Source organism: Flavobacterium selenitireducens, assembly GCF_014748335.1.
Classification (GTDB): Bacteria; Bacteroidota; Bacteroidia; order Flavobacteriales; family Flavobacteriaceae; genus Flavobacterium; species Flavobacterium selenitireducens.
Genome location: NZ_JAAVIY010000005.1, coordinates 65,559 through 77,994, shown reverse-complemented (window position 1 = coordinate 77,994; position 12,436 = coordinate 65,559). Strand labels below are relative to the sequence as shown.

Sequence of the window (12,436 nt, the reverse complement as noted above, 5' to 3'; positions counted from 1 at the left end):
AAGGAAAAGCCTCTCACTACCGGGAGGCTTTTTTTATGTAACGAATCTTGAAAACGCTTGGGGCCGGTTAGAAATTATCGGATAAAAGTTCCTTCAGTCCAGCAATTCCAATAGTGGTTTTTTGTCCGCTGACGAGGTTCTTGACCGAATAATTCCCGTCGATAAGTTCCTGTTCGCCAACCGTGACCACATAGGTAATGTTGCGCTTCTCGGCATATTTGAACTGTTTGTCCATTTTGGCTTTGTCCGGATACATCTCGACGCGGATCCCGTCGTTTCGCAAAGTCGTGATGGCTTGCATCGCAAAAAGTGCTTCGCTTTCGCCGAGGTTGAAAAACAGTGCGTTCGGGGCCGAAGTAACCGTTTCCGGAAACAGCCCGAGTTCTTCCAAAACCAGGTAAATTCGATCAAGCCCGAATGAGATCCCGACACCGCTGATGTCCTTCAGTCCGAAAATCCCGGTCAGGTCGTCGTAGCGCCCGCCTCCGCCAATCGATCCCATGGCCACTTTGGGGGCGACGACTTCAAAAATGGCACCCGTGTAATAATTGAGACCGCGCGCCAGGGTTACATCGAGGTCGAGCGTCGCGCCCTTGAGCCCGAGCGCTTTTACCTTGTCGCAGATGAAACGCAATTCCGCTATGCCTTTCCTGCCTTCTTCGGACGTCGATAGCAATTCCGCTAGTTTGCCGAGTTTTTCTTCTACGTCTCCCGAGAACGAAAACAACGGCTGGACTTTGCTTATGGCTTCGGCCGAAATGCCCTTCCCGAGCATTTCGTTGCGCACGCCCTCCTCTCCTATCTTGTCGAGTTTGTCCAAAGCGACGGTAAAGTCAATGAGCTTGTCTTTGGCGCCTATGGTTTCGGCAATTCCAGAAAGTATTTTTCTGTTGTTGATTTTGATCGTGGCGCCGTCAAGTCCGAGGTCGGCGAAAACCGAATCGTAAAGCTGTACGAGTTCGACTTCCTGCCAAAGCGAGGTCGATCCGACGACATCCGCATCGCATTGGAAAAACTCACGGAAACGCCCTTTTTGCGGACGATCTGCTCTCCAAACCGGCTGGATTTGGTAGCGCTTGAACGGAAACTGTATATCGTTTTGATGCTGGACCACGTAGCGCGCAAACGGCACGGTAAGGTCGTAACGCAGCGCTTTCTCGGAAATCGACGACGTCAGCCTCAGACTGTCGCGGTTCGACAAATGGCCTTCGTCGGCTTTTGCGAGATAATCGCCGGAATTCAATATCTTAAAGATCAACCGATCGCCTTCTTCACCGTATTTCCCCATCAAGGTATCCGAATTTTCAAACGAGGGCGTCTCGATGGGTTGATAGCCGAACTTTTCAAAATTCGATCTCATGATGCCAATGATGTATTGGCGTTTCGCCACCTCTTCGGGTGAAAAATCGCGAGTGCCTTTCGGTATGCCGGGTTTTTGTGCCATAATTTATCAATATGAACGGCAAATATCGGGATTTGTAAACCGAATAAAAAACCGCTTTCGCAATGCTTCTAAATAATGTACTTTAGCCCGAAATGAATTTCCCGGATTCTTATTCCAATCAAATCTCATGAGAAAATTGGTTTTGGCCATTTTGGCCGTCGCCGCGGGCGCAATAGCAAAATCGAATGCCCAGGCGCCCGAGATCACCTGGCATAAATGTTTTGGCGGTTCGTCTGAAGATTTTGCACAAGACATTTGCGTTTCTACAGACGGAGGCCTTGTCGCAGTCGGTTTTACGTATTCCACAAATGGCGACATCTCCAATCCTCCTGTCTTATACCAGGACATGTGGGTCGTAAAAACGGATCCAAACGGAAACCTGATTTGGGAGAAAACCTTCGCATCGGATGACGGTCAGTACGAGATCCCAGAATCGATAGCACCAACTCCGGACGGAGGGTATATAATTGCTGCCAATTACTCCGAAGGCGCATGGATTGTCAAATTGAATCCGGACGGAGAAATGCAGTGGGACAAAACGATTGCCCAGCGTGCGGCAAGCGAAATCCATCCGACGGTCGATGGCGGTTATATTTTGACAAGCTCAGACTTCGGGTCAGACAGCGCGCAGGACATCTGGGTAGCGAAGCTCGAAAACGACGGAGATATCGAATGGGAACAAAGTATCGGCGGCAGTGGAATCGAAGCCCAAGGTGACATAAGGCAAACGGCCGACGGCGGCTACATATTCGCAGGAGGAAGCGCATCTTCGGACGGCGACCTCACCCTCAACCATGGCGGTCTTGACTTTTGGGTAGTAAGGTTAAATTCCACCGGGCATATCCAATGGCAAAAATCATTCGGAAGTACCGGCGAGGAATGGGCAACCAGCGTCGCAATTGCGCCTGCCGGCGGATATGTCGTTGCCGGTTACACCCATGCCTTCGGCAACCAGTCGAACAACAATGGCGACGTTTCGGGATTTTGGGGAGCTCGCGATCTATGGGTGATCAAAATCGACGATGATGGAAATCTGCAATGGCAGAAATGCCTCGGCGGATCAGCACTTGAAGACGTTGTCCCGGACGTGATGGCCGAACCCGACGGAACTTTCACGATATTGGGCAGCACGACGAGCAATGATGGCAATGTGAGCTTCAACAACGGAAACGATGATGTCTGGATGGTCCGAATAGACAGCGACGGATCGCTGGAATGGGAAAAGACGTATGGCGGCACCGGCTTTCAGACCGCGCGATGTAGCCTGGCCAAAACTCCCGACGATGGCTACGCTTTCGTCGCAAGTGCAAATCAGGACAGCCTTATGCTTTCGGCAGGCCATCACGGTTCCTCGGATTTTTGGATCGTCAAAATTGGCGGAACGCTGGGAACTCAGGACACGCTAAAAAACGCCTTCTCCATTCATCCCAATCCGGTTGCGGACATGTTGTATTTTTCGGATCCCGTTTCGCATGCGACGATTTACGCTGCGGACGGCAAGCGAATGCCCGCACAACTCGACGACCTGCAAACCATCGATGCGAGCAAACTCGAAAAAGGTGTTTATTTTCTTCAGGTAAACATGAGAAATGGTAAAAAGCAAAACGCTAAATTTGTAAAAATCTAGTAGCCGATGTTCAAACTGCTTCGCGAAAACATCAGAATCGCCCTCGGCTCGATCCGCGCCCAATTGCTGCGCACGGTTTTGACCGTTTTTATCATCGGTATCGGAATCATGGCGCTCGTTTGCATCCTGACCATCGTGTCTGCACTCGAACATACGCTTTCCCGAGATTTCGCGTCTATGGGCGCCAATACGTTCAACTTGCAGCAATACGATTTCAGCCAGCAGTACGATGGAGAGGAAAGACGGCCGAATCCTGTCATTTCGTACGCCCAGGCCAAGGCGTTCAAAGAAAACTTCAACTTTCCCGGCACTACGATCTCGCTTTCGTTCACGGCGACGACGGCTGCGGAAGTGCGTTACGGCTCCCAAAAAACCGATCCGGACATCCGGGTCATGGGAGTGGATGAATTCTTCGTGCCCAATTCCGGCCTCGAGGTCGACCAGGGCCGCAATTTCACGCCATTCGACATTTCAAACAACACCTATTCGTGCATCGTCGGGTCCGATTTTGGCAAAGGACTTCTAAAAGACGGAAATCCGATTGACAAAGTAATTTCGATCCGCGGCGCCCGCTTCAAAGTGATCGGCATGCTCAAGGAAAAAGGTTCGACGTTCGGAAACAGCGAAGACCTTCGTGTTTTTATCCCGATCCAGGTCGCGCGCTCGCTTTTTACCCAACCTAACATCAATTACGCGGTGAGCGCCATGGTGCAAAAAAAGGAAATGCTCGACGACGCCGTAGATCGCGCACGCCTTGAATTCCGCAATATCAGGGGACTTAATCCGATCCAGGAAACCAATTTTGGCATTTCGCGAAGCGACGACCTCATCAACAGGATCAAGGACATTACCGGTTATCTGACCGGAGCCGCATGGGGAATCGGCATCATCACGATTTTCGGGTCATCTATCGCCCTGATGAATATCATGCTTGTGTCGGTAACCGAACGCACCCGCGAAATCGGAGTCCGCAAAGCACTTGGCGCAAAAAGAGCCACTATTGCCACACAGTTTTTTATCGAAACCCTGGTGATCGGGCAAATTGGCGGAATAATGGGAATGCTTATCGGGATGTTACTCGGGTCGCTCGTCGCCATGTTGCTGAAGTTTAGCTTTGCGGTTCCGTGGGCCGCGATGGGCGCCGCATTTTTTACCGCATTCGCCGTTGCGATCGTGTCAGGTCTTTACCCTGCGATAAAAGCTTCACGTCTCGATCCTATCGAAGCGTTGCGCTACGAGTAATCGTCAGGGAGTTTACCAAAGCTGTTCTCGTAGGTTTTGCCTGGTTTCGGAAACGTAAATTTTATCGCCGACCACGTCTCGTTTATTGAAATCGTCTTGCTTTCGACCATTGCGAACGTGTAGCCGATCTCGATTATCCTCGGAAGAGTCAAATTTGTTTTCAGCCGACCCGATTTCGGCCAGGAAACCCAAATCGTTCCAGACGGTTCGAGGTGTGAGCGCAGTTTCGGGAAAATCTTACGGAACTCCGATTGGGTGATCACGAAAGCGTGGATAAAGTTGAATTTTCCGGTAAGACGCCGCCTGATTTCCATAGTCGGAAGGCCGAAATTTTCCTCAATCGAATCCGACTTGTAAAAATACGCCCGCATTCCGGTTTTCGCTCCCATTTTTTGCGCGATCGTTCGTTGCATACGTTACTGTTTTGTGGCTTTGATCATGCGATCGTTGCCTAAAAGATCTTTTCTCATCTGAATTTCAGAAAATCCTTTGCTCTTCAATAAATCGATCGTCTGATCTGCGAGATATTGGTTGATTTCGAAATACAATTTTCCGCCGGGAGCCAACGCAATTATGGCCAATTCGGCAATCTTGCGATAGAACAGCAATGCGTCGTCGTCTTCAACGAATAACGCCAGATGTGGTTCGTGATCGAGCACGTTGGCCTGCATTTCAGCTTTTTCGAGATGGCGCACATAAGGCGGATTCGAAACGATCACGTTGAGATCCCTCGGCAATTCCGTGTCCGAAAGGATGTCGGTTTCCATGAAGTCGACCCGTACGGCATTGCGGTGAGCATTTCGTGTTGCGATCGTCAACGCTGCCGCAGACACGTCTATGGCTGAAACGACGGCATCTTTGAGGTTCTTCGCAAGCGAGATCGCAATGCAGCCACTTCCGGTTCCTATGTCAAGTAATTTAGGATGCGGATGAAATTCGTAGTCCTTGACGATCCAATCGACCAATTCTTCGGTTTCAGGGCGCGGGACCAACACGTCAGGATTGACCTCGAACTCCAATCCGTAAAAGTGCGCCTTACCCAATATATATTGTATCGGGATGTGCTTTTTGAGTTTTTCAAGTGCAATCGAGAAGACCATGAGTTCGTGATCCGAGAAAAAACTGTCAGGGTAAAGCCAAAGGTCGATGCGCTTCATCAGCCGGTATTCTTCAAGCAGCATGTAAAAAAAACGCTCTGCTTCCACAATGTCGTACAGCTTTGCCAGTTCGGATAGGAAGTGTTGGCGGAAGTCCCTGATAAGCATAAATCATTTTTTAGCGCACAGCAAAAATACGCATAACCGATCCAATTGCGCTATTTTTGTGCAATGCGTGAACACGAAATCTATATGGAACGCTGCCTGCAATTGGCGGCAAACGGCTTGGGCATGACCTACCCGAATCCCATCGTGGGAAGCGTGATCGTACACGAAGGGAAAATCATTGGCGAAGGTTGGCACAGAAAGTCCGGGGAAGCGCATGCCGAAGTGAACGCAGTAAATTCCGTCAAGGATAAATCACTGCTCAAAAAAGCCACGATTTACGTGACGCTCGAGCCTTGCAGTCATTTTGGTAAAACGCCTCCGTGCTGCGATTTGATCATCGCCAACGAAATCCCAAATGTGGTCGTGGGCTGCGTCGACCCAAATGAAAAAGTTGCCGGCAAAGGCGTAGCGAAATTGCTGGCGGCGGGCAAAAACGTAATAGTCGGAATTCTCGAAAACAAATGCATCGAACTCAACCGCCGTTTTTTTACGTTCCAAAACAAAAAGCGTCCGTACGTGATCCTGAAATGGGCGCAAAGCCGCGACGGTTTTTTGGGTCCGACCGCAAAAGACGACGCAAAACCCGTTTGGCTCACCAATTCCCATTCGCGACAAATCGTCCACAAATGGAGAACTCAGGAGCACGCTATCCTTGTAGGCACGCAAACGGCGATAGACGACAATCCCGCGTTGACGGCTCGCGATTGGTTCGGTAAAAATCCTATCCGGATAGTTCTGGACCGCTCGCAACGCATTCCGAAAGAAAATCATATATTTGATAATCAGGCAAAAACGATCGCATTTTCCGAAGCGCCGTTAAATGGCGTGGAAACCGAAGTCGTGACGTTTGATGAAAACCTTGCCGCACGCTTATGCAAAGGCCTTTCCGGACGCGACATCCAATCTGTTATCGTAGAGGGCGGAAGTCGTCTGCTCCAGACTTTCATCGATGCCGGAATTTGGGACGAAGCCCGGGTTTTCAAATCGGACATTGTATTGGGCGACGGGACGAAAGCACCTGTTTTTGCGCAAGATCCGCTGCAGCGACACAACATTTTTGGCGACGAACTTTTAATTTTCCGCAATTATGATCAACACGATAATCTTTGATTTTGGCGATATTTTCATAAACCTCAACAAGGAAGCCTCGGTGGAAGCGTTCCGGAAATTGGGTCTCGAAGGCCCGAACGACGAACTGATCGGACTCAATGACAAATTCGAAAAAGGCCAGATTACCGAGGAGCAATTCCTCAACGGATTCCTGAAATACGTCCCGAATGCGTCCCTGGACGAAATCCGTTCGGCCTGGAACCTCGTAATAGGCGATTTTCCGCTTGAGCGATTGGAATTTCTACAGATGCTTTGCGGACGTTACAAAATGTTCCTTTTGACCAATACCGACCAGATTCATATCGCTCATTTTGAAGAACTTGTCGGGTCGACATTCGCCGGCGACTTTTACCGCTGTTTTGAAAAAGTCTATTACTCTTACGAAATGGGCATGCGCAAACCGGACGTTGAAATCTTCAATTACATCATCCGCAAACACGATCTTTCGCCAAAGCGCACTTTGTTCATAGACGACAAAAAGGAAAACACCGATGCTGCGCGCCAGGCAGGTTTGCAGGTGTGGACGCTCCAGGTTGGTCAGGAAGATGTCGTACATTTGTTCGATAAAAAATTCGAGACCGCTTAATTGAACGATACTTACAAGACCATTTCAGCTCCATCCGGGGAAACGCTTTACAAGGAAAAAGGAAGCAAGTTTTTTGGATACGCGTTTCCCGTCGTTTCTGAAGACGAGGTGAAACAGCATTTGGAAAATTTGCGGAAACAACACTCCGGCGCGGTTCATTTTTGCTACGCGTTCCAGATCGGCACCGAGAAAACCTACTACCGGGCAAACGATGACGGCGAGCCCTCGAACTCTGCAGGAATGCCGATCTACGGCCAGTTACAATCGTTCGGGCTGACCAATGTGCTCATCGTCTCGGTCCGATTTTTCGGAGGCGTCAAATTAGGCGTCGGCGGATTGATTTCGGCTTACCGGACGTCGGCTCAAATGGCGCTCGAAGTGTCGGACATCGTCGAAAAAACGATCGATCTCCATTACAAGGTCGCATTTGAATACAAGGATATCAACAAGGTGATGCGGATCATCCGGGAGAAAAATCTCAACGTGATTTCCCAACGCATGGAACTGGATTGCGAAATCGAATTCACGGTACGCAAGCGCAACGCACCGGAAGCCGTCGGCGCGTTCGATGCCGTGTTCTGGATTTCAGTTTCGGAGGTTTGACCTGCTATTTGCCAAACTTCAATTGCGAATATTTTGGAGTGATTTATCGGAAAACTTATTCCTCGTTTTCAAATTTTTCCAAGATGGTTTTGATGTAGTCCGGAGGCGAAAGTGGGCGTCCCGTTTTGATGTCCACGAACACCAAAATGAAGTGGGCCGTTGTCAATAAGTCACCGCCTTCATTTTCTATCTTACAGTCGAATTCTATCTTGACGGAGGCATGCTTTTTTAGCTTGGTTTTAACAGTCAACAGCTCGTCATATCTCGCCGGTTTTTTGTAGTTTATGTGCATGGAAACTATGGGCAATGCGATACCTTCATCTTCCATGAATTTGTAGGAAACTCCAAGCCTGCGCAGCCATTCCACGCGGCCTATTTCAAAATACGGAATGTAGGAACCATGGTAAACGACGCCCATTTGGTCGGTTTCGGAATAGCGTACACGCACTTGGATTTGGTCTTCTCTCATGGAAATTTAATAAAGAAATTTTAACATTTTTCTAACTATTTGCTTACAATAATAATTTTGAAAAATCAACCGGCAAATAATTTTTTTTTAACGATTTTTGTTCACATATTTGTTCTCCCAAAAGAGGTACAGAAGACCCTTCTTTTCTTTTGTAAGATAACCTTTAATAATTCAAAATTTACAGCCATTTTATGAGCAAAACTGCGCAATCGGTATGGGAAAACTGTCTGTCATTCATAAAGGACAATATCCAGGAGCAGGCCTACAAAACCTGGTTCGAACCTATCAAGTCAGTTGAGCTCACAGACAACGCACTTTATATTCAGGTTCCGAGTAAATTCTTCTACGAATGGCTCGAAGAACACTACGTAAAATTGCTCAAGGTTGCCCTTACCAAAGAACTCGGCAAAAACGCGAAGTTACTCTATAAAATCAAAATGGAGAATACTTACGGCAACAAACAACCGTTCACGGAACAGTTGCCAAGCGCACATCGTTCACCTATGCGGGCCCAGGAAGTCGACGCTCCGGTGCGCAATCTCAGCCCGGAGTTAAAAAACCCGTTTGTGATACCGGGAATCCGGAACCTGAAGATCGAATCGCAGCTCAACCCGAATTACAGTTTCGACAATTTCCTTGAAGGCGATTCGAACCGTTTGGCGCGCTCTGCCGGTATGGCCGTGGCGAACAAACCCGGCGGCACTTCTTTCAATCCGCTTTTGATTTTTGGAGGCGTAGGTTTGGGAAAGACGCATTTGGCGCATGCCATCGGAGTCGAGATCAAAGACAAATACCCGGAAAAGACCGTGCTGTATATTTCAGCCGAGGTCTTTACCCAACAATATATTGATTCCGTAAAGAAGAACAACCGCAACGATTTCATCCATTTCTATCAGCTCATCGACGTGCTGATCATCGATGACGTTCAGTTCCTTTCGGGAAAATCAGGCACCCAGGACGTGTTCTTCCACATTTTTAACTACCTGCACCAAAACGGGAAACAGGTCATCCTGACGTCCGACAAGGCGCCCGTTGACATGCAGGATATCGAACAGCGTTTGCTTTCACGCTTCAAATGGGGATTGTCTGCGGAATTGCACCAACCCGATTACGAAACCCGCGTGTCGATTCTTCGCAACATCCTGTACCGCGACGGCGTCGAGATGCCGGAAGACATCATTGAGTATGTCGCGCGCAACATCAAGACGAACGTACGCGAACTCGAAGGCGCGATTATTTCATTGATCGCCCAATCTTCGTTCAACAAGAAGGAAGTCACGCTCGACCTGGCGAAAAATGTCGTCGAGAAATTCGTGAAGAATGTGAAGCGCGAAATATCGATCGAATACATCCAGAAAATCGTATCGGATTATTTCCAATTGGATATCGAAACGCTTCAGTCGAAAACAAGGAAACGCCACGTAGTCCAAGCGCGTCAGCTGGCGATGTTTTTTGCAAAGAAATTTACGAAAGCCTCGTTGGCCAACATCGGATCCCAAATTGGCGATCGCGATCACGCCACGGTTTTGCACGCTTGTAAGACGGTCGACAACCTCGTCTCTACAGACAAGCAATTCAAGAAATTCGTTGAGGATATCAACAAGAAACTCTCTTTGTAATATGCCGGTAAAAATCCTGATGGTCTGCCTTGGAAACATTTGCCGTTCTCCGCTGGCGGAAGGACTTTTAGCATCCAAACTTCCGAAGGAAAAATTCACGGTCGACTCTGCCGGGACCGGCGATTGGCACGTCGGATCATGCCCGGACGAACGTTCGATCGAGGTCGCGCATCGCAATGGGCTCGACATTTCCAAACAAAAAGGCCGCCAGTTCAAAGTCTCCGATTTCGACAATTTCGATCATATTTACGTAATGGACTCGAGCAACCTGAGCAACGTAAAGAACATGGCGAGAAACGAACAGGACAAAAGCAAGGTCAAACTCATATTGAACGAACTTTTCCCGGGCGAGAACATGGACGTTCCCGATCCTTACTTCGGCTTGCACGACGGATTCAACAAAGTGTACGCGATGCTGGACGAAGCCACTTCGAACATAGCCGACAGGCTAAAGGCACAACACTCATGAAACCGTTTGCGATTTTAGGAAAGCTTTACCTGATCCCGACCACGCTCGGCGAGAACGACGATCCGGGCGATGTTTTGCCTCAAACGATAAAACGCACGATCGACTTCATCAACGACTACATCGTCGAGAATGAGAAGACGGCCCGTCGATTCATCAAAACCGTACATCCTGAAAAGAAACAGCCCGACCTTCGGATTTCGCTGTTGAACAAACGCACCGAAGAGGCGGAACTAAAAGAAATGATAGCGCCTTTGCTGCACGGCAGAAACGTAGGATTGATGAGCGAAGCCGGTTGCCCCGGTGTGGCCGATCCTGGGGCGGTCATCGTGAAACTGGCGCATGAGAACGGGATACAGGTCATTCCGCTCGTAGGCCCCTCCTCCATTCTGTTGGCCATGATGGGTTCAGGAATGAACGGGCAAAGTTTCGCGTTCAATGGTTATCTGCCAATCGACAAAACCGACCGAAAAACCGCGATCAGGAATTTTGAAAAACTGTCAGGCGACAAAAACCAATCGCAGTTGTTTATAGAAACGCCCTATCGCAACAACAAGTTCGTCGAAGACATGCTTCAGGCTTTGCAGCCGAACACGCTGCTCTGCATTGCCGCCGACATCACCTTACCGACCGAATTCATCCGCACATTGAAAGTATCGGACTGGAAAAAAAACCTGCCCGACCTTCAAAACCGACCGGCGATTTTTATCCTACACAAAGGATAGTTTTCCTAACTTACAGCCTAAAATCATATCATGAAAATATTCAAGACATTGACAGCGACAGCGTTGTTGCTTTTGCTCGGTCATGGCGCATTTGCTCAAAAAGCTACTGTCGAAAAGCAACTTTTGGGTTGTTGGAAGCTCGTGGAATTCACGATCGATCCAGCTCCGCCGAACATGGCTGAAATACAAAAACAAGCACTGAACAACGTCATTTGTTTCGAGAAAGACGGGAAATATATAGGGAAAAAGTCGGACGGCTCTGTCGCCGGCTCGGGAACGTACAGCGTTTCGGACGATGGCAAAGTGATCCATCAGAAGACCGAGGGCATTCCGGACGACCAGAATCCGCCGGGAAATATAGTGAAATTGAGCGATACCGAATTGGTGATAAGCGCGATGGAAGCCACGATGCGCTTCAAAAAATCGTGATTTAAAAAACAAAAAAATCCTGTCCGCTGACAGGATTTTTTTATTTGACATTAAGCGATTTATAGCTGAACGGTCGCGTTGCTGTCGGCCACAATCCCGGAAGTTTCATAACCGCCGAATTTGCGCATGTAAGTCTTGATCGACGTCCCGTACCCGTCTCTCAAAAAACGAGAACCGTTGCTCTTGAAAAAGCGCTTTACGGACCCGGCGCCGCCCAAGTGAGCCGCCGCGAGAATTCCGGATTCGGTTACTTTTACACCTCCGACAATTTTGCCTTCGTACCTTGCGATTTCTTCACGCAACTCATATTTGTTTTTGGCACACAGCGCCTCAAACGCCTTTTCCTGGAGCGAGGGACTGTTTAGGAAGTTTCTGAAATCGCGGATGCCGATGGCGCGCAACGCCGACTTTCCGAATTGGTACTTGCCCATATAGCCGAATGTGTTGACCAATTTGTACTGGCCTTGGGATTCCCGTTTCGCGACAGCTTCTTTATACGCCACGAAAAATTTTCCCGTGAACGGCACTTTTTTGTTGTCGTATTCCGCGGAATTCAGCGATGGATAGTTGTAGGAGAGTTGGTCTTCAACGGTCGTGTTGAACCAATCGTGAGCTTCGAGCCGGAACGGCCTGAATCCGGAGCTCAGAAATGCAATAATAGTAATGATGCTAACGTAATATGCCCATTTTTTAATCACGGTTTTGGATTTCTTCCAGTGGACGTTACCAAAAAAGACAATCAAAACGCTCGAGAACGAATGGTCACCAATTTGACTTAACCTAACTGTGGCAGAACAACTTGTAAGTCGATTCTGCTCAAAATTTTAGGTATCTCACTGAAAATTTCTGCG

Annotated in this window: 14 protein-coding genes; 9 read left to right on the top strand and 5 right to left on the bottom strand. The window is 48.6% G+C overall.

The features are described from left to right. Positions 1-67: 67 nt before the first annotated feature. Complete coding sequence (hisS, locus tag HC229_RS09480; protein ID WP_191020247.1) at positions 68-1,444, bottom strand: histidine--tRNA ligase; 1,377 nt, start codon at positions 1,442-1,444, stop codon at positions 68-70. Positions 1,445-1,571: 127 nt separating this feature from the next. On the opposite strand from hisS, the gene HC229_RS09475 reads away from it, so the two are divergent. Both HC229_RS09475 and HC229_RS09470 read left to right on the top strand, forming a co-directional pair. Next, positions 1,572-3,071, top strand: a complete 1,500-nt coding sequence (locus HC229_RS09475) for a T9SS type A sorting domain-containing protein (protein WP_191020246.1) — start codon at positions 1,572-1,574, stop codon at positions 3,069-3,071. 6 nt (positions 3,072-3,077) lie between these two features. Then, positions 3,078-4,313 (top strand): ABC transporter permease, encoded by a 1,236-nt coding sequence (locus HC229_RS09470; protein WP_191020245.1) that lies wholly within the window; start codon positions 3,078-3,080, stop codon positions 4,311-4,313. Here HC229_RS09470 and HC229_RS09465 read toward each other — a convergent pair. Then, entirely contained in the window at positions 4,304-4,726 is a 423-nt protein-coding gene (locus HC229_RS09465) for a hypothetical protein (protein ID WP_191020244.1), read from the bottom strand. The two genes, HC229_RS09470 and HC229_RS09465, sit on opposite strands and share 10 nt — an antisense overlap. Positions 4,727-4,729: 3 nt before the next feature. Next, positions 4,730-5,578, bottom strand: a complete 849-nt coding sequence (gene prmC, locus HC229_RS09460) for a peptide chain release factor N(5)-glutamine methyltransferase (RefSeq protein ID WP_191020243.1) — start codon at positions 5,576-5,578, stop codon at positions 4,730-4,732. Between the two features lie 63 nt (positions 5,579-5,641). On the opposite strand from prmC, the gene ribD reads away from it, so the two are divergent. From ribD to HC229_RS09445, 3 genes are read left to right on the top strand one after another with little or no spacing between them, the layout of a single operon-like run. Further along, complete coding sequence (gene ribD / locus HC229_RS09455) at positions 5,642-6,688, top strand: bifunctional diaminohydroxyphosphoribosylaminopyrimidine deaminase/5-amino-6-(5-phosphoribosylamino)uracil reductase RibD (protein ID WP_191020242.1); 1,047 nt, start codon at positions 5,642-5,644, stop codon at positions 6,686-6,688. Next, positions 6,666-7,274, top strand: a complete 609-nt coding sequence (locus tag HC229_RS09450; RefSeq protein WP_191020241.1) for an HAD family hydrolase — start codon at positions 6,666-6,668, stop codon at positions 7,272-7,274. Before ribD ends, HC229_RS09450 begins: the two co-directional genes overlap by 23 nt. Then, entirely contained in the window at positions 7,275-7,877 is a 603-nt protein-coding gene (locus HC229_RS09445) for an IMPACT family protein (RefSeq protein WP_191020240.1), read from the top strand. A 55-nt stretch (positions 7,878-7,932) separates the two neighbouring features. Here HC229_RS09445 and HC229_RS09440 read toward each other — a convergent pair whose 3' ends face one another. Continuing rightward, the gene (locus HC229_RS09440; RefSeq protein WP_191020239.1) at positions 7,933-8,346 is read right to left on the bottom strand and encodes an acyl-CoA thioesterase; all 414 of its coding nucleotides are present in this window, start codon (positions 8,344-8,346) and stop codon (positions 7,933-7,935) included. 191 nt (positions 8,347-8,537) lie between these two features. On the opposite strand from HC229_RS09440, the gene dnaA reads away from it, so the two are divergent. The 4 genes from dnaA to HC229_RS09420 are packed head-to-tail and all read left to right on the top strand — an operon-like array spanning position 8,538 to position 11,585. Further along, positions 8,538-9,965 (top strand): chromosomal replication initiator protein DnaA, encoded by a 1,428-nt coding sequence (gene dnaA / locus HC229_RS09435; protein ID WP_191020238.1) that lies wholly within the window; start codon positions 8,538-8,540, stop codon positions 9,963-9,965. Position 9,966: 1 nt separating this feature from the next. Continuing rightward, on the top strand, positions 9,967-10,434 hold the full coding sequence (locus tag HC229_RS09430) for a low molecular weight protein-tyrosine-phosphatase (RefSeq protein ID WP_191020237.1): 468 nt from the start codon (positions 9,967-9,969) through the stop codon (positions 10,432-10,434). Continuing rightward, a complete protein-coding gene (locus HC229_RS09425) occupies positions 10,431-11,156 on the top strand; it encodes an SAM-dependent methyltransferase (RefSeq protein ID WP_191020236.1) in 726 nt (241 codons plus the stop codon). Before HC229_RS09430 ends, HC229_RS09425 begins: the two co-directional genes overlap by 4 nt. Before the next feature lie 30 nt (positions 11,157-11,186). Further along, complete coding sequence (locus HC229_RS09420; protein WP_191020235.1) at positions 11,187-11,585, top strand: lipocalin-like domain-containing protein; 399 nt, start codon at positions 11,187-11,189, stop codon at positions 11,583-11,585. A 59-nt stretch (positions 11,586-11,644) separates the two neighbouring features. On the opposite strand, the gene HC229_RS09415 is transcribed toward HC229_RS09420, so the two are convergent. Next, entirely contained in the window at positions 11,645-12,283 is a 639-nt protein-coding gene (locus HC229_RS09415; protein WP_191020234.1) for a transglycosylase family protein, read from the bottom strand. Positions 12,284-12,436 lie beyond the last annotated feature (153 nt).